Here is an 18,451-nt window from a genome sequence, read left to right on the forward strand (position 1 = left end):
GACAGACCGGCCTTCAGACCAGCATGGAAGCGCACAAGGCTAGCCGGCAGCAGACCGGTACGCTCTCAGGACGAGTTATGACTTTCTTCTCTCACAGGAGACAGACCGTGAGCGCTTCGAATCAACACCCCACCATTCCCCCCGGCTCCGGGGCGCTGTTCTTTATCCAGACCTTCTCGACCCTGGGGTTTGCCGTGCTCTACTCCACGCTGGTGCTCTACGCCACCAAGCGGCTCGGCTTTAGCGAATCCCAGGCCAACGCCATGATGGGGGTCTTCGGGGCCTTCAACTATGGCCTGCACCTGTTTGGCGGCTATCTCGGCGGGCGCTACCTCAGCAACCGCAACCTGTTCGTGATGGGGATGGTGCTGCAGGTGATCGGCTGCTACTTCATCGCCGAGATGGGGATCACCGGCCTCTACTGGGGGCTCGCCATGTTCCTCACCGGCAGCGGCCTCAACGTCACCTGCCTCAACATGATGCTGACCCAGCGCTTCGCCCCGGATGATCACCGCCGCGAGAGCGCCTTCCTGTGGAACTACGCCGGGATGAATCTGGGCTTCTTTATCGGCTTCACGGTGGCGGGCTACTTCCAGCTCACCGAGGATTACCGCACCCTGTTCCTGTTTGCGACGCTGGGCAACATCATCGCCATCATAGCTACCTTCGCCTGCTGGCCGATTCTGGCGGATATCAGCACCCCGCTGCGCCATATCAAAGGGAGCGGCTTCTACCGCCGCATGCTGGCCGGGATCGCCATTCTGGCCATGCTGGTGCCGGCGCTGCGGCTGCTGCTGACCCACGCCAGCTTTAGCGGCAGCTTCGTGCTGATCCTGGGCGCCGTGGTGCTGCTACTGCTCTGTGTGATGACCGCCCGCCACCCGGACGCCGCCGAGCGCAGCCGCATGGTGGCCTATCTGATCCTCGCCCTTGGCTCCCTCATCTTCTGGTCGCTCTACCAGCTGGCGCCCATGGGGCTGATGCTCTTCTCCGAGCACAACATCAACCTCAACGTGTTCGGGCTGCAGGTCGCCCCCCAGTGGATCCAGAACATCAACACCATTGTCATCGTCATCGGTGGCCCGCTGATGGCGCTGCTGTTCAAGCGGCTGCGCGAACAGGGGTGGAATATCGACATCCCCTCCCAGTTTGCCGCCTCCCTGTTCTGCATGGGGCTCGGCATGCTGGTGCTGCCGATCGGTATACATCTGGCGGGGGCCGACGGGCTGGTCGCCTTCAAGTGGATCGCCATCAGCTATGTGCTGCAGAGCTTTGGCGAGCTGCTAATCTCCCCCATCGGTTACGCCATGATTGGCAAGCTGGCCCCCGCCAGCCTGCAAGGCTTAATGATGGGCTGCTGGATGATGGTGACCGGCGTCGCCTCGGTGCTGGCGGGCTATGTTTCCAGCGCCATGCCGCAGAATATCGGCAGCACCCCGGTCGCCACCAACCCGGGTTACAGCTCGGTATTCAATATGCTCGGCTGGGGCTCGCTGGCGGGCGGCGTGGTGTTGCTGCTGCTGGTGCCCCGTCTGCGCCAACTGATCGCCTCGAAAATCACCCCGCCTCCGGCGGCGACAGCCATTCCTGTCTAATTGGATTCGGGCCAACCATTTCAGTGGCACCTGCCAGCGCGAACGGTTGAATCAGCAATGCGGCTGATAATGCAAAGGGCCCCGCCATCATGGATGGCGGGGCCCTCTCTTTTGGCGGGATAGGTGGATCTTTTTCAGGTTGGCAACCTGGCACCTGTTGCGGCGTTTGCCCCTATCGTCAGCTTTCCCTCACCCTAACCCTCTCCCAAGGGGAGAGGGGATCAGCACCTGCCACTCTGTAGCCGAAGCTGTCACGCTTAGCTATCACGCCATACCACGGTCACTATCAATGGCTGCGATCTCTGCTCCCTTCTCCCACTCTTTGCCATAAAACAGGGGGAGAAGGGCTGGGGATGAGGGGGCCGTAAAATAAAATTACCGACCACATTGAGGTAATGAGTTTGTGCGAACGTCTGATTACGCTTCGTTAATCCAACCTACAGCCCTGTACATGATTCAGGCCTACGATCCTTGTCATTAGAAAAATAGATCTTGCTCACAACATGAGTTCCATCGAACCTGATAGATTTTCGTAATATCAAGTTAATATCTACCGAATCACTTTACAAGACACTGCATATATTTATTATTAAGAGGTCTTTATGAATTTAGAATATGAAGCCATGTTGAGAAAATTAAACGAAATAAAGAAGGAGAGAGATGCTCTATATACTAAATGTAAATGTTTTTGTGACAAGAAATATAACATCAGAATGAGAACTGTAGATGGCGGGGCCATTCATTACGTTTATCAATGCCCATCTTGTGGACAACAGAAAGGCACTGCTATTTCAAAGAAAGAAGCACTACAGGAGCTAAATGGAGATACATGTATCAACTTTGATGACTTTACTAAAGAAAAATATTACTTAGATATGCAAGAAAAAATAAAAAAATTAAACAGCATAGAAAATGAAATTTTAACAATGCTAAATGATTTACATCCACAGCTGGAAAACACCTTTTTGAAAAGCCACAAAATAAGTGAAATTAATAGTGAGCTATCAAAATTAACATCTAACTATATAAACACCTGTGGTGTTCAGGATGTCAAAGCTGCCTTAAATAAAGAGATCGAAAAAATAGATCAAATTCAACATTCAAATGTACGAGATAGAATAGTTCGCTTTAAAAATGAAGATGAACTCAAAAAATGGTTAGTTACAAACTTTGAAAAACACTTTCATATTGGGCGGGAAGTTATAGGAAAACATCTTATTGAAGGGGTAGCAGTAAGAATTGATTTTGTATTCAAGCCAAGGGAGCACCTCATTAATGCTGGATTCGATCCATCACCATTCGGAGTAGAAGTAAAATTTTTTAACCCAGAAGATGGTTTTACACATAAAACAAGTCGTGCGTTTTGGCAAACTATTAGTTATAATTTTTGCGAATTTAAGTTAGGCAATGGTTATTCTAAAATAAAATACTGCCTCCTTTTTTCAAATTTTTCATTCACGAAAGAGTTTGACCTTGTTAAAATAACCAATAGTTATTTTGAAAATGATCAATCAGTGTGGAACGGAATGTTGCACTTAGCAAACCATGCTAATGTCGGCATTTTATATATACTTGGCCAGAGCGAATCACCCACTGGGTGGGATATTAGATTTGCTGGAAATGTCTATTTTGGCATGCGATTACACGATGGCACCCCCAAGTATAAATTATCAAACAACAACGTTATATATAAAAAACGGTTAGGCAACTTTTAAGTTATCTTTAGACAAAGATATCAAGACTTAATTTTTATACTCATTTAAAATAAACTATCAAATGAAATGTAAACATATCTTTTATTTAAAGGGCGCTTTCGCGCCCTTCTATATTAATTACCCTTCCTGATTTTCCCCAGCTACCTGTTCGACACCGGCGGCGGGTTCAATCTCGATACGATCGACGCGCTGCAAACCGCGGGGCAGCTTGGCGCCGCGACGGCCGCGCTCGCCGCGGTAGTAGTCAAGGTCAGATGGCTTAAGAGTGAGCTTGCGCTTGCCGGCAAACAGGGTGACGGACTGGCCCTGCGGGATCACGGCAGCCATCACCACAAACTCCTCCCGTGCTTTCACCCGAGCCGACGGAATGCTGATCAGCTTGTTGCCCTTGCCCTTGCCGAGTACCGGCAGGGTGTTGAGCGGGAACAGCAGCATGCGCCCCTCGTTGGAGATGGCCATGCAGAGATCGGTTTCTGGCGAGCCGATCTTCTGGGGTGCCATCACCTGACCCCCTTCCGGCACGGTGAGCAGCGCCTTGCCGTTCTTGTTCTTGCCGATCAGGTCGTCATAGGTGCAGACAAAGCCGTAACCGGCATCACTGGCGATCAGATATGGCTCACCCTCGTTGCCCATCACCAGATGGCGCACCTCTTCCCCTGCCCCCAGCGCAAAGCGGCCGGTGAGCGGCTCACCCTGACTGCGCGCGGATGGCAAGGTGTGAGATTCGAGGGCGTAGGTTCGGCCCAACGTGGAGAGGAACACCGCCTGCTGGTTGCTGCGGCCACAGGCGTGGGCCAGATAGCTGTCCCCCGCCTTGTAGGAGAGCCCCGCCACATCCACATCGTGTCCCTTGGCAGCGCGCACCCACCCCTTGTCGGAGAGGATGACGGTGACCGGCTCGCTGGGAATAAGCTCTTTCTCGGTCAGCGCCACCGCGGTGGCACGTTCCACCAGCGGGGTGCGGCGATCGTCGCCGTACTTCTCGGCATCGGCCAGCAGCTCTTTCTTGAGCAGGGTGTTGAGGCGACGCTCGGAGCCCAGGATCAGCTCCAGCTTGTCGCGCTCTTCGGCCAGTTCGTTCTGTTCGGCGCGCAGCTTGAACTCTTCGAGCTTGGCCAGATGGCGCAGTTTCAGCTCGAGGATCGCTTCGGCCTGGGTCTCGGTAATGTTGAAGCGCTCCACCATCACCTTGCCCGGCTCATCCTCGGTGCGGATGATCTCGATCACCTCGTCGATGTTGAGGTAGGCGATCAGCAAGCCTTCGAGGATGTGCAGGCGAGCCAGCACCTTGTCGAGGCGGAACTGCAGACGGCGACGCACAGTCTCGCGACGGAACTGGATCCACTCGCTGAGGATGGTCTTGAGGCACTTCACCTGCGGCCGGTTGTCGAGGCCGAGGATGTTGAGGTTGACCCGGTAGTTCTTCTCCAGATCCGTGGTGGCGAACAGGTGGGCCATCAGCCCCTCCACATCCACCCGGTTGGAGCGCGGCACGATCACCAGACGGGTCGGGTTCTCGTGGTCCGATTCATCGCGCAGGTCGGTGACCATCGGCAGCTTTTTCGCCACCATCTGGGCGGCGATCTGCTCCATGATCTTGGCGCCGGAGGCCTGATGGGGCAGCGCAGTGATGACGATGTCGCCATCCTCCTCGCTCCAGACCGCCCGCTGCTTGATGGAGCCCTTGCCGGTCTCGTAGATTTTGCGGATATCGTCGCGCGGAGTGATGATCTCGGCGTTGGTCGGGTAGTCCGGCCCCTGAATGTGCTGCATCAACACATCCAGCCCCGCATTGGGGTTGTCGAGCAGCTCGGCACAGGCGTAGGCCACTTCCCGCGCGTTGTGGGGCGGGATGTCAGTCGCCATGCCCACCGCAATACCGGTCACCCCGTTGAGCAGGATGTGCGGCAGACGGGCAGGCAGCACCACCGGCTCTTTCATGGTGCCGTCGAAGTTCGGCGTCCACTCCACCGTGCCTTGCCCCAACTCGGAGAGCAGCAGCTCGGAGAAGCGCGACAGACGCGCTTCGGTATAACGCATGGCGGCGAAGGATTTGGGATCATCCGGCGCACCCCAGTTGCCCTGACCATCCACCAGCGGGTAGCGGTAGGAGAAGGGCTGGGCCATCAGCACCATAGCTTCATAACAGGCGATGTCGCCGTGGGGGTGGTACTTACCCAGCACATCACCCACGGTACGGGCGGATTTCTTGTGCTTGGAGAGCGCCGACAACCCCAGCTCGCTCATGGCGTAGATAATGCGCCGCTGCACCGGTTTGAGGCCGTCGCCGATATGCGGCAAGGCCCGATCCATGATGACGTACATGGAGTAGTTCAAGTAAGCCTGTTCGGTAAAGGTGCGCATTGGCTGGCGCTCTACCCCGTCCAGACTGAGCTCGATAGCATCACTCATGTGATTTTCTCTTTCGGTTCGGGAGCCGCCACAGGGCGACTCCGGCTAAATGCTTGCTGGCCCTGTGCGGGCCAGCCGACGGCTTAAATGATGGCGAGGTTACCCTTCTCTTCCAGCCATTCACGGCGATCACCCGCCCGCTTCTTGGCCAGCAGCATATCCATCAGCTGCAGGGTCTCGTCAGCCGCATCCCCTTCGCTCTCCCCTGCCGGATCCATGGTGAGCTGCACCAGACGGCGGGTGTTGGGATCCATGGTGGTTTCCCGCAGCTGTTTCGGGTTCATCTCACCCAAGCCCTTGAATCGGGTCACCATCACCTTGCCCTTCTTCTTCTCGGCTTCGACCCGCTGCAGCACCCCGTTCTTCTCGTCCTCATCGAGGGCGTAGTAGACCTCTTTACCGATATCGATCCGGTAAAGCGGCGGCATGGCGACATAGACGTGCCCCTTCTCCACCAGCGCGCGGAAGTGCTTCACGAACAGGGCGCAGAGCAGGGTGGCGATGTGCAGACCGTCCGAGTCCGCATCCGCGAGGATGCACACCTTGCCGTAGCGCAGGCCACTGAGGTCGTTGGAGTCGGGGTCGAGACCGATGGCCACCGAGATGTCGTGCACCTCCTGCGAGGCGAGCACCTGACCGGCCTCCACCTCCCAGGTGTTCAGGATCTTGCCGCGCAGCGGCATGATGGCTTGAAACTCGCGATCCCGCGCCTGCTTGGCACTGCCGCCCGCAGAGTCACCCTCCACCAAGAACAGCTCCCCCTGCATGGGGTCGGCGCAGTTACAGTCGGTCAGCTTGCCGGGCAGCGCCGGGCCCTGGGTAATCTTCTTGCGCACCACCGTCTTGGCAGCACGCATCCGGCGCTGGGCGCTGCTGATACAGATCTCGGCGATCTGCTCCGCCAGCTCGGTATTGCTGTTCAGATAGAGGCTGAAGGCATCCTTCACCACGCCGGAGACGAACGCCGAGCTCTGGCGCGAGGAGAGCCGCTCCTTGGTCTGACCGGCGAACTGTGGATCCTGCATCTTGATGGAGAGGATGTAGGCGCAGCGATCCCAGATATCTTCTGGGGTCAGCTTGACCCCGCGCGGCAGCAGGTTGCGGAACTCGCAGAACTCGCGCATGGCGTCGAGCAGCCCCTGACGCAGACCGTTGACGTGAGTACCGCCCTGCGCGGTGGGAATGAGGTTCACATAGGATTCGGCAAGGCATTCGCCCCCTTCCGGCAACCAGCAGAGCGCCCAGTCTACCGCCGATTGTTCGGAGCTGAACGAGCCGATAAAAGGCTGCTCCGGCAGGCAGGTGAACTGCTTGACCGCATCGACCAGATAATCCTTGAGGCCATCTTCGTAGCACCACTCCAGCTTGATGCCGGTGTTCTTGTCGAGGAACTTGATGGTGAGGCCGGGGCAGAGCACGGCCTTGGCTTTCAGCAGGTGCTCCAGCTTGGTGACCGAGAATTTGGGCGAATCGAAGTAGCTCGCCTGCGGCCAGAAGCGCACCCGGGTGCCGGTGTTGCGACGACCGCAGGTGCCGGTGATGGTCAGCTCCTGCACCTTCTCGCCACGCTCGAAGGCGATGTCGTAGACCTGACCGTCGCGACGTACCGTCACCTCGACCCGATCGGAGAGGGCGTTCACCACCGAAATACCCACCCCGTGCAGACCGCCGGAGAACTGGTAGTTCTTGTTGGAGAATTTGCCGCCCGCGTGCAGCTTGCAGAGGATAAGCTCCACCCCGCTGACCCCCTCTTCCGGGTGGATATCGACCGGCATGCCGCGGCCGTCGTCGATCACTTCGAGGGACTGGTCTTCATGCAGGATCACCTCCAGACTGCGGGCGTGACCTGCCAGCGCTTCATCGACGCTGTTGTCGATGACCTCCTGGCCGAGGTGGTTGGGCCGGGTGGTGTCGGTATACATGCCGGGGCGGCGACGCACCGGCTCAAGGCCATTGAGGACCTCAATGGCATCCGCATTGTATTGAGTAGACATGGAGGGCCTTGCGAATTGACGTTTGGAGGGAATCTTAACTGCTAGGCGGGGGTAGAACAAACTCCCCGCACCGAAAGCTTGATCTGGAGAAGAACAAGCAGGGCGAGACCGCCCTTATTGACTCAAACCTGACTATAACCCGAGGAAACGGATGATCTGGGCGGGGTAGCGCTCGAACGCGACAAAGGCGTGGTTGCCGCCGCACTCCAGCGAGAGGCGGGCAAAGCGGTATTCGTCCAGCGCCTTGCGATAGTCGAGCACCTCATCCCCCTGCTGTTGCAGGATCCAGAGTCGCTCCGGCGCCGCCACCGGAACCGCCAGTGCCCGCAGCTCATCCATATGTTCAGGCAGCAGTACATACTGCTCACCCGTATAGGGATTGGTCTGGGGGCCGAGGTAGTCACAGAGCAGCTCGTGGGGGCGCACCGCCGGATTGATCAGCGCAGCGCGGCAGCCGTACCGCTCGCTCACCCGGGTCGCCATAAAGCCGCCGAGGGAACTACCCACGGCGCCGAGCTTGAATTCACTACCATAACGACGCTGCAGATCGGCAATGGTCTGCTCGATAGCCGCCCAGGCCGCCGCTGGCATATTGGGCTGGGCTGGAATGATCACCTCGATGTCGGGCCGATTGGCGGCTACCCAGGCAGCCATCTGCTGCGCCTTGGCGGAGCCCGGTGAGGAGTTGAAACCGTGCAGATAAAGGAGAACCGACTTCATGGAATGCTCTCCTCAATAACCGGTGGCGTTGGGGTCGGGCACAAACTGTCCCACCGGCAGGCGCCACACCTCGCTGGCCACCCGCCCATCCGGATAGAGGGTGAGATAGCGCCAGCCCGGGCCGGATTCATCCAGCGCGAAGCCATCAGAGAGCGGTTTGAACTGGATGCAAGTCGATGGGCTGGCAATCAGCCGCACCCCGCGGTGCACCTCGTCAAACTCCTGATGAACGTGGCCGAACAGGATGGTCTTCTGCTGCGGATGACGGGCCAGCACGGCGAACAGGTCATCGGCATTCTTGAGATTGTGCTGATCCAGCCAGGCGCAGCCCACCGGTACCGCCTGATGGTGCAGGGTGATAAGGGCGTGGCGATCCGGATATTGACGCAGGGCACGGTCGAGGGCGGCCAGCTGGTGATCGCCAATCATGCCGTGGGGTTTACCGCGCACCTGGGTGTCGAGCAGGATCACCTGCCAGTGGTCGCCCACCAGCTGTTTGGATTCGCTGATCCCGGCGGCATGGAGATATTCGGTCATCAGCGGGCTGTCATCGTGATTGCCCGGCAGCCAGTAGATGGGGCGGCCAAGGGGCGCCATCATGGAGGCGAAACGCTGATAGGATTCCGGACTGTGATCCTGCGACAGATCGCCGGTCGCCAGAATCACCTCGTAGGGGTGTTCATTGGCCTGCACCTGTTCCAGCACGGCGGCCAGACTCTCTGCGGTGCGCACAGCCAACAGCCGCCCTTCGGCACTCGCGAAGAGGTGGGTGTCGGTAATTTGCAACAGGCGCACACTGCCGTCCTGCGCCTGGGGGAGCTCTGTTTCCAAAATCACGCTTCTTTTTATTTGTTCAACTGGAGATATTGATCGGGCTGGTACCATGTCTGAGACAAAATTTTAGCCATTCGGCCAGAAACAGATTTACCTGCTCCTTTTCGTCCCGCTGGTGCATCTTTTTATTGGGATAATCATAACGTGGTTGCAAACGGGAAATCTGTTGCGCTGCACACACTTCCGCCATCCGCACATCATGATACAAACGAATCTCTATCTGAGCTTGTAAATATTCGGGCAATTCGGGGTTGTGCTGGCTCAGGATCACCTGATTGGTGAAGCGACTCTCGCCAATGATGGTGAGCTGGAACTGCAGATCGTTGCCGACCCGATAGCGGCGCTCGGCCCCGACCTCCCCATCTGGCGGCAGCAGTTTCATCAACGCCATGTAATTGACCTCGCAGGTACGCTGCAAGGACATCAGATCAGGCACATAGCGCCTGCTCTGTTGCAGGGTCAGCGCCACCTCAGCGATCCGCCAGCCAGCGGGCGCGCAGCTCGCCATGGTTGAGGGCCAGCCACTGCAGGGCAATGACCGAGGCCGCATTGTCGATGCGCCCCTCTTTCAGCCAGGCATAGGCCTGTTCGCGGCTCACCACGTGCACCCTGATATCCTCGCCCTCATCCGCCAGACCGTGCAGCCCCTCGGCCTTGCTGGCATCCACCTCGCCCACAAAGACCTCGATCCGTTCAGTACTGCCGCCCGGGCTCACCAGATAGCTGATGGCATGCTCGCAGCGGGCCACCTCGATCCCGGCCTCTTCCACCGCTTCGCGGCGCACCACCGCCTCGGCGGTCTCCCCTTCGTCGATAATGCCGGCCACCAGCTCCAGCAGCCAGGGGGTCGGACTGGTCTCCATGGCGCCGATACGGAACTGCTCCACCAGCACTATCTGGTCGCGCACCGGATCATAGGGCAGCAGTGCGGCAGCATGGCCCCGCTCGAACAGCTCGCGCACGATGGGCTGGTTCCAGCCGCCCGCAAATAACCGATGCTGCAGACGATAGACATTCACCTTGAAGAAGCCGTTATATCCAGCTGATTTTTCAATGATTTTCACATCATCGGCGGCGTAATGCCGATCTTGCGGCAAGGGTTGCTGCGACATCCGGGGCTCCCGTCAGCTTGACTTGTATCAGTTTGACCATAAAATCCGAGGAACATGAATGAACGTTCATTCACTCGGCGTACCATGGTAATGAGGGGTGGATTTTAGCAGCCACAGACCATTTGGCTAGGCACGCGGGGAGAAAACTGCGTCCGGTTCTTGACGTTCCCGTCACCGGACCTGAGACTCTTAGCATTAAATTTTGCTTATAGTAGAGTGATTAAGCTGCAATCAAGCTTGGTCGGTGACAATATTTGCCTCTCCAGCAACCAGTTTGGGTTACTACATAAGGTTAAAACGATCTATGAAAAGAACACTTTTGTCAGTCATGGTGTTGCTGGGCGTCAGTGCCGGTGCCCATGCCGAAAACCTGCTCGACATCTACCAGCAAGCCCAGATCAAAGACCCGCAGTTGCTGCAGTCCAAAGCCGTTCGCGACCAGGCCTTCGAGAAGATCAACGAATCCCGTGCCCCTCTGCTGCCCCAGATCGATCTGGGTGCCGGGCTCAATTATCTGCAAAACAAGAACGATACCCAGAGCAATACCAACGCCAAGGGTGAAGTGACGCTGTCGCAATCCCTCTATCGTCGCAGTAACTGGGTCAATCTGGATATCAGCGAGAAGCAGGCCACCCAGTCAGATGTTGCCTACAACCTCGAGATCCAGAACCTGATGGTGCGCACCGCCAAAGCCTACTTTGATGTGCTCAAGGCGATGGATACTCTGGAGTTCGTCCGTGCCAACAAGGTTGCGGTAGAGCGTCAGCTGGAGCAAACCCAGCAGCGTTTCGAAGTGGGCCTGACCGCCATCACCGACGTCCATGAAGCCGAAGCCTCTCGCGACCAGGCGCTGGCTGACGAGATCAATGCCGAAAACTCTCTGGACAACAGCTACGAGACCCTGCGCGAGCTGACCGGTATCGATCACCGCAATCTGGACGTGCTGAACACCGATCGTTTCAGCCCGCAGAAGACCGCCTTCGGTTCCGACAAGTGGCTGGAGCTGGCGCTGGACAAGAACCTGCAACTGCACAGTGCCCGCATCAGCAAGGACATTGCCAAGGAGCAGATTGATCTGGCCAAAACCGGCCATGAGCCGACGCTGGATCTGGGTGCCGGACTGCAAACCAGCAATACCGATTACAAGCTGGATAGCATTCCGGGCGGCAATGACAATCAGGCCAATATCGGTCTGACCTTCAAGCTGCCCATCTACAGCGGTGGTGCTACCAGCTCCAAGGTGAAGCAGGCTCAATACAACTACGTAGCGGCCAGCGAACTGCTTGAGAAGAACTTCCGCTCGGTGCAGAGTACAGTGCGCTCCTCCTACAACAACGTGAACGCCAGCATCGGCTCGGTTCGCGCCTACAGCCAGTCTGTGGTCTCCGCCGACAGCGCCCTGAAGGCGACCGAAGCCGGTTACGAAGTGGGTACCCGTACCATCGTCGACGTGCTGGACTCCACTCGCAAGCTGTACGAGGCCAAGCAGAAGCTCTCCGAAGCCCGATACAACTACATCCTCAATATCCTGAGCCTGAAACAGGCTGCCGGTATTCTGGAAGCGCAGGATCTGGTGGAAGTGAACCAGGGCCTGATGCCCGCCACGGCAAAAGCCAAAGGCTGATAGCCGCTATCGGACATGAAAAAGGCGACCGCAAGGTCGCCTTTTTGTTATCCGTATTTCTGCCAGCTTGCTACGGCCGATAATGAGCCCCGCCAGATTGCGGGGCCAGCGGCGCGTTAGCCGCGCTCGCGGATCGTCTTGATAATGTCGGTGGTGGAGCAGCCATCCTCGAAGTTGAGAACGCGCACCTCGCCGCCATTGGCAGTCACCTCGGCGTAACCGGCGATATCTTCCGGCTTGTAGTCGCCGCCCTTGACCAGCAGATCCGGCAGGATCTCGGCGATCAGACGCTGCGGGGTATCCTCGGAGAAGGGCACAACCCAGTCCACCGCGCCCAGCGCAGCCAGTACGGCCATGCGGCGCTCGGTCGGGTTGACCGGACGACCCGGCCCTTTCAGACGGCGAACCGACTCGTCTGTGTTGACCGCCACGATCAGACGATCCCCCAGCTTGCCGGCGTTGGCCAGATAGGAGACGTGGCCGGCGTGCAGGATGTCGAAGCAACCGTTGGTCATCACCACCTTCTCGCCACGCAGACGGGCGGCACGAACCGCCACTTTCAGCTGGGCTTCGGACATGACGCCGAAGCCGGTCTCCTGCTCGGTATAGAGGGCGTTGGCCAGCTCGACCGGGCTAACGGTAGAGGTACCCAGCTTGCCGACCACGATACCAGCTGCGGTATTGGCCAGCGCGCAGGCTTCGTCCAGGCTCTTGCCTGCCGCCAGCGAGGTAGCCAGGGTAGAGATCACGGTATCACCGGCACCGGTCACATCGTAAACCTCGTGGGCCTGAGCCGGCAGATGCAGCTCCGGCTGACCTTCGCGGATCAGGGTCATGCCGTTCTCGGAACGGGTGACCAGCAGGGCATCCAGCTCGAAGCGTTTGACCAGCTCCAACCCCTTGGCGACCAGCTCCTCTTCGCTCTTCACCTTGCCTACCACAGCCTCGAACTCGGACATGTTGGGGGTCAGCAGGGTGGCACCGCGATACTTCTCGAAGTCGGTCCCCTTAGGGTCGACCAGCACCGGAATACCGGCGGCTCGGGCACGCTGGATCATGCCGGGCACATCGTTGAGGGCACCCTTGCCGTAGTCGGAGAGGATCATCACGTCACTGTTTGGCAGTGCCTGCTCGACCTTGCTCATCAGCAGGGTGGCATCGACGGAGTGGAAGGGCTCTTCAAAGTCCAGACGCAGCAGCTGCTGGTTGCGGGACAGCACGCGCAGCTTGGTGATGGTCGGGAAGTCGGCCAGACGAACGAAGTCACAGGCCACCTTGACGCCAGCCATCTGGCCAGCCAGCGCATCGGCCGCTTCATCCTGACCGGTCAGGCCAAGCAGCACGGCATGAGCGCCAAGGGCGGCGGAGTTGAGGGCAACGTTGGCGGCACCGCCCGGACGCTCCTCAATGTGTTCAACCTTGACCACGGGCACCGGTGCCTCGGGCGAGATCCGGCCGGTGGGGCCATGCCAGTAACGGTCCAACATGACATCGCCAACGACCAGAACGCGGGCTTTTTCAAAATCGGGCAGGGTGATCTTCATCTGTATCGACTCTCAAAACCTGAAAAATCAGCGGGCGATTTTATCACACTCTTTTATCCGGTGTAGAAAAAGCCGACCGCAGTTGCCGCCGCTGTCACGCTAACCGGACGCAGGCTACCCCTCTGACCAGCACACAGCCATTCGCCCCCGCCCCCCCTTTTCGGCTAGAATCCCCCGATTGTGTTTGCGAACAAGAGATTAGCCATGGCCCACGACAACGCTCCCCGCCTGGAGCCCCGCCTGTTTCATCCCCGTTACTGGGCCAGCTGGTTCGGCCTCGGCCTGCTCTGGCTGATGACCCTGCTGCCGTGGCGTAGCCAGATGTGGCTGGGCCGTCAGCTCGGTCGTCTCGCCGCCAGGATATTGAAGTCCCGGGTCAAGATTGCCCGTCGCAATCTGGAGCTGGCGATGCCCGAGCTGCCCCGGGATGAGCGGGAGAAACTGCTTAAGGCAAACTTTGAGAGCGTGGGCTGCGCCGTATTCGAGGTGGGGATCGCCTGGTTCTGGCCAGACTGGCGGATGCGCAACCTGATGAAGGTGGAAGGGGAAGAGCACGTCATCGCCGCCATGGAAAAAGGTCAGGGCATGCTGCTGCTCTCCTGCCACTTCCTGACGCTGGAACTCAACGCCCGCTGTTTCGGGCTGGTTCGCCCTGGGGTCGGGGTCTATCGCCCCAACACCAATCCGGTGCTGGAGTATGCCCAGTACCACGGTCGCTGCGCCTCCAACAAATATCTGGTGGACCGGATGGACGTGAAGGGGATGATCAAGGCGCTGCGCAACGGCGACGCCCTCTGGTACGCGCCGGATCACGACTACGGCTCCCACGCCAGCGTGTTCGTACCCTACTTCGCGGTGGAGCAGGCCGCCACCATCACCGGCACAGCCACCCTGGCGCGGGTGAAGAACACCGTCACTCTGCCCTGCTACAACATCCGCACCAGCGAGGGCTACACCCTGCATATCGGGGCGCCGCTCGCCGACTACCCGAGCGGAGATGACATGGTCGATGCCGCCCGCGCCAACCGCGAGATTGAAGCCGCCGTGCGCAAGGCGCCGGAGCAGTACATGTGGCTCCATCGCCGCTTCAAGACCCGCCCCTCCTCCGAGGATACCGGCTTCTACTAAGCCGCAGCCCCGACAGGGCTCAGATCGCAAAAACCGACAAACCGCCTGCTGGCGGTTTGTTTTTATCTGCTATCAGCCCTGCGCGGCAAGCAAGCGCCCCGAACATCTGCCGCTCGATAACATCCTACATGTTGGCGCCCATTCCCATCGGCCAGCAGCAAAAGAGACCTCATCACCAACCGTAAAAACTGAAAGCGGGTTACAAATTTATTGATTCATTGGTAAGCAATGGAGTATTTCGATAGATCCATCGCCACTACCCACTGATGAGTGACTGAGTGATTTGTCCCATTCGAATACAAAAATTGAATTTGTGATTCAAATCACCTTTGCGCGAAAGAGCGGTAAAGCCGAACTGGTGATCTAAATCACAAAAAATGGTCATTCAAAACAGAAAATATCGAAATGTAGCCGAATTACAGCTCTCGAACGTGATCAGGATCACTGGTTTTGGAGGGGGGATTGCTGGGTATCTGAGAACTGGATCACAAGACACCCCGTTTTCAGCCTAATTTGATCGCAAGCTGGTAGATTGAAGTTGCTTAGACGACCGGGATGGAGGTTCGGCAAAACCGGCCATCCCGACTACCACTTTTAATCAAACAGGCTTAAAACGGGGTCCCGACATGTTATCACCGGATACCAAAGTCAAGATACAGAATTTTGGACGCTTCCTGTCCAATATGGTCATGCCCAACATAGGCGCCTTTATCGCCTGGGGCTTTATTACCGCCCTCTTCATCCCCACCGGCTGGCTGCCCAATGAAACCTTGGCCAAGCTGGTCGGCCCCATGATCACCTACCTGCTGCCGCTGCTGATTGGCTACACCGGCGGCAAACTGATGGGCGGCGAGCGTGGCGGCGTGGTCGGTGCAATCACCACCATGGGTGTCATCGTGGGGACCGATATCCCCATGTTCATGGGCGCCATGATGGTCGGCCCGCTCGGTGGCTGGGCCATCAAGCGCTTCGATAAGGCGATGGATGGCCGCGTCAAGAGCGGTTTCGAGATGCTGGTCAACAACTTCTCCGCCGGCCTTATCGGCATGCTGCTGGCCATCCTCGCCTTCTTCGTGATTGGCCCCTTCGTCAAGGTGCTCTCCGGTCTGCTGGCCGGTGGCGTCGGCTTCCTGGTGGAAAACCACATGCTGCCGCTCACCTCCATCTTCGTCGAACCGGCCAAGATCCTGTTCCTCAACAACGCCATCAACCACGGCATCTTCTCACCGCTGGGGATCCAGCAAGCCACCGAGCACGGCAGCTCCATCTTCTTCCTGATTGAAGCGAACCCGGGCCCGGGCATGGGTGTGCTGCTGGCCTACATGGTGTTCGGTCGTGGTGCGGCCAAGCAGTCCGCGGCTGGCGCCTCCATCATTCACTTCTTCGGCGGCATCCACGAGATCTACTTCCCGTATGTGCTGATGAACCCGCGCCTCATTCTGGCGGTGATCGCCGGTGGCATGACCGGGGTCTTTACCCTGACCCTGTTCAATGCAGGTCTGGTCTCCCCCGCGTCGCCGGGCTCCATCTTCGCCGTGTTGTTGATGACGCCGAAAGCGTCCCTGATCGGGGTCACCCTCTCCATCATCAGCGCCACTCTGGTCTCCTTCCTGGTCGCCGCCGTATTCGTTCGCGCCCAGCAGCCGGAAGCCGACGAGGCCGATGCCCTCGGTGAAGCCACTCGCAAGATGAAAGCCATGAAGGGCGGCAAGCCCGAAACCGCAGCGGCCAAGAAGCCGGGCGGCGAACTGATGGCGGTGCGCAATATCGTGGTCGCCTGCGATGCGGGCATGGGCTCCAGCGCCATGGGCGCCGGCATGCTGCGCAAGCGGGTGCAAGCCGCAGGGCTCGATATCAGCGTCACCAACCGCGCCATCGATCAGCTCGACGATCAGGTGGACTGGGTCATCACCCACAAGGATTTGACCGAGCGGGCCCGTCGCCATGCGCCGAACGCTCACCATATTTCCCTGACCAACTTCCTCGACAACGGCCTCTATCAGGAGCTGGTACAGAGCCTGAGCCGCGCCGCCAACGATGACGTCGCCAACCCGCAACTGCTGGTAGCGGCCAACGACGACAGCTACGAGCCGCAGGCCGCCGAAGTCTTTACCCTGAGCCGTCATGACGTGCATCTGGGACTGAAAGCGGACAACAAGGAGGCCGCCATCCTGACCGCAGGCCGACTGCTGGCAGAGCGCGGCTACGTGGCGCCCGACTACGTCAACGCCATGCTGGAGCGTGAACAGCTGGTCTCCACCTACCTCGGCGAATCCATCGCCGTGCCTCACGGCACCATAGCCGCCAAGGAGTTTGTGAAGCGTACCGGCATCGTCATCTGCCAGTACCCGGCCGGGGTCGCCTTTGGCGAGGCTGCCGATGAGGTAGCGCGGCTGGTGATCGGCATCGCCGCCCGCAACGACGAACACATGCAGGTGATAACCCGCCTGACCAATGCACTGGATGAACCCGGTCTCATCGACCGGCTGGCCAGCACCACGGATCCCCAGGCCTTCCTGGATCTGCTGGGTGCCGAACAGGCTGCGTAATCATCTTTCATCGTCTTTGGTTCAAGAGGTTAATATCATGAAAACATTGCATTTTGGTGCTGGTAATATCGGTCGCGGCTTTATCGGTAAAGTGCTGGCGGATGCCAGCCATCAGGTCACCTTCGCCGACGTCAACGACACCCTGATCGACCAGCTCAACCACCGTCAGGAGTACAAGGTCCATGTAGTAGGGGCGGATCAGAAGCTGGACGTGGTGCGCAACGTGGCGGCGGTGAGCTCCGCCGGTCACGAGGTGATCGCCCGCATAATCACCGCCGATCTGGTCACCACGGCAGTGGGCCCCAACATTCTGGACAAGATTGCCAGCACTCTGGCCAAGGGGCTGCAGGCCCGCTTCGATGCCGGCAACTTGACTCCGCTCAACGTCATCGCCTGTGAAAACATGGTGCGCGGCACCAGCCACCTCAAGCGGGAGGTACTCAAGTACCTGCCGGTCGCGTATCATGCCACGCTCGAATCCTGTATCGGCTTCGTCGACTCGGCGGTGGATCGCATCGTGCCGCCCGCCGCGGCTGCCAACGATGACCCGCTGGAAGTAACGGTAGAGAGCTTCAGCGAGTGGATCGTCGACCAGACCCAGTTCAAGGGGGAGCTGCCACAGGTGGCGGGCATGGAGCCCACCGACAACCTGATGGCCTTCGTCGAGCGCAAGCTGTTCACCCTCAACACCGGCCACATCGTCACCGCCTATCTCGGCAAACTGCGGGGCTACCGCACAGTGCGCGAGGCGATCGAAGATCCGGTGATCCGCAGCAAGGTGCGCCGCGCCATGGAGGAGAGCGGTGCCGTGCTGGTAAAACGCTACGGCTTCGACCCGCGTCTGCACGCCGCCTACATCGAGAAGATCCTGGCCCGCTTCGCCAACCCCTATCTGGTGGACGAGATTGACCGGGTCGGTCGTCAGCCGCTGCGCAAGCTGGCGGCGGGAGATCGACTGGTGAAGCCGCTGCTGGGCACTCTGGAGTACGGCCTGCCGAGCGATCAGTTGCAGGAGGGGATCGCCGCGGCGCTCCACTATCGCAATGCCGATGATCCGCAGGCGGTGGAGCTGCAAGCCCTGCTCGCGGAGCTTGGCCCGGCAAAAACGCTGGCCCGCGTCACCGGACTGGATGAAGAGAGCGAAGTGGTTCGCGCCATCGTCGCCCGTTACGAAACCCTGTAATAACCCTGCTTGCGGCGCATTCAGCCACCACTGATAGCGCG

General features: G+C 58.7%; 13 protein-coding genes. 6 read left to right on the forward strand and 7 right to left on the reverse strand.

Features of this window, described 5'->3' with window-relative positions:
• Positions 1 to 107 precede the first annotated feature (107 nt).
• Together OKC42_RS04905 and OKC42_RS04910 are read left to right on the forward strand one after the other, a co-directional pair.
• Positions 108 to 1,595, forward strand: a complete 1,488-nt coding sequence (locus tag OKC42_RS04905; RefSeq protein WP_270819167.1) for a peptide MFS transporter — start codon at positions 108 to 110, stop codon at positions 1,593 to 1,595.
• A gap of 602 nt (positions 1,596 to 2,197) precedes the next feature.
• Positions 2,198 to 3,310 carry a hypothetical protein gene (locus tag OKC42_RS04910; protein WP_270819168.1) on the forward strand — a complete coding sequence of 371 codons (1,113 nt, stop codon included), beginning with the start codon at positions 2,198 to 2,200 and terminating at the stop codon, positions 3,308 to 3,310.
• Between the two features lie 117 nt (positions 3,311 to 3,427).
• On the opposite strand, the gene parC is transcribed toward OKC42_RS04910, so the two are convergent.
• The 6 genes from parC to nudF all read right to left on the reverse strand — a co-directional run bounded on the left by parC (position 3,428) and on the right by nudF (position 10,382).
• Entirely contained in the window at positions 3,428 to 5,722 is a 2,295-nt protein-coding gene (gene parC, locus OKC42_RS04915; protein ID WP_270819169.1) for a DNA topoisomerase IV subunit A, read from the reverse strand.
• Positions 5,723 to 5,805: 83 nt separating this feature from the next.
• Positions 5,806 to 7,716 carry a DNA topoisomerase IV subunit B gene (gene parE / locus OKC42_RS04920; RefSeq protein ID WP_270819170.1) on the reverse strand — a complete coding sequence of 637 codons (1,911 nt, stop codon included), beginning with the start codon at positions 7,714 to 7,716 and terminating at the stop codon, positions 5,806 to 5,808.
• A 132-nt stretch (positions 7,717 to 7,848) separates the two neighbouring features.
• Positions 7,849 to 8,436, reverse strand: a complete 588-nt coding sequence (locus tag OKC42_RS04925) for a YqiA/YcfP family alpha/beta fold hydrolase (RefSeq protein ID WP_270819171.1) — start codon at positions 8,434 to 8,436, stop codon at positions 7,849 to 7,851.
• 12 nt (positions 8,437 to 8,448) lie between these two features.
• Positions 8,449 to 9,267 (reverse strand): 3',5'-cyclic-AMP phosphodiesterase, encoded by an 819-nt coding sequence (cpdA, locus tag OKC42_RS04930; RefSeq protein WP_041202814.1) that lies wholly within the window; start codon positions 9,265 to 9,267, stop codon positions 8,449 to 8,451.
• 22 nt (positions 9,268 to 9,289) lie between these two features.
• Entirely contained in the window at positions 9,290 to 9,778 is a 489-nt protein-coding gene (locus OKC42_RS04935; RefSeq protein ID WP_196783449.1) for a DUF1249 domain-containing protein, read from the reverse strand.
• Positions 9,741 to 10,382: an ADP-ribose diphosphatase gene (gene nudF, locus OKC42_RS04940; RefSeq protein ID WP_005335901.1), complete on the reverse strand. Its 642-nt coding sequence runs from the start codon at positions 10,380 to 10,382 to the stop codon at positions 9,741 to 9,743. Before nudF ends, OKC42_RS04935 begins: the two co-directional genes overlap by 38 nt.
• A gap of 304 nt (positions 10,383 to 10,686) precedes the next feature.
• Between nudF and tolC the strand changes: the two genes are divergently transcribed.
• Positions 10,687 to 12,006, forward strand: a complete 1,320-nt coding sequence (gene tolC, locus OKC42_RS04945; protein WP_005335902.1) for an outer membrane channel protein TolC — start codon at positions 10,687 to 10,689, stop codon at positions 12,004 to 12,006.
• A gap of 116 nt (positions 12,007 to 12,122) precedes the next feature.
• Here the strand turns inward: tolC and hldE are convergent, their stop codons facing one another.
• The gene (gene hldE, locus OKC42_RS04950) at positions 12,123 to 13,550 is read right to left on the reverse strand and encodes a bifunctional D-glycero-beta-D-manno-heptose-7-phosphate kinase/D-glycero-beta-D-manno-heptose 1-phosphate adenylyltransferase HldE (RefSeq protein ID WP_088868418.1); all 1,428 of its coding nucleotides are present in this window, start codon (positions 13,548 to 13,550) and stop codon (positions 12,123 to 12,125) included.
• Positions 13,551 to 13,754: 204 nt separating this feature from the next.
• On the opposite strand from hldE, the gene lpxL reads away from it, so the two are divergent.
• The 3 genes from lpxL (at position 13,755) to OKC42_RS04965 (ending at position 18,410) form a co-directional block, all read left to right on the forward strand.
• Positions 13,755 to 14,678, forward strand: coding sequence for an LpxL/LpxP family Kdo(2)-lipid IV(A) lauroyl/palmitoleoyl acyltransferase (gene lpxL / locus OKC42_RS04955; protein WP_270819172.1), 924 nt, complete (start codon positions 13,755 to 13,757; stop codon positions 14,676 to 14,678).
• Positions 14,679 to 15,304: 626 nt separating this feature from the next.
• Positions 15,305 to 17,227, forward strand: coding sequence for a PTS mannitol transporter subunit IICBA (locus OKC42_RS04960; RefSeq protein ID WP_270819173.1), 1,923 nt, complete (start codon positions 15,305 to 15,307; stop codon positions 17,225 to 17,227).
• A 37-nt stretch (positions 17,228 to 17,264) separates the two neighbouring features.
• Complete coding sequence (locus OKC42_RS04965; RefSeq protein WP_270819174.1) at positions 17,265 to 18,410, forward strand: mannitol-1-phosphate 5-dehydrogenase; 1,146 nt, start codon at positions 17,265 to 17,267, stop codon at positions 18,408 to 18,410.
• Positions 18,411 to 18,451 lie beyond the last annotated feature (41 nt).

The sequence above is a fragment of the Aeromonas sp. Y311-2 genome (genome assembly GCF_027706025.1).
Taxonomy (GTDB): Bacteria; Pseudomonadota; Gammaproteobacteria; order Enterobacterales; family Aeromonadaceae; genus Aeromonas; species Aeromonas veronii.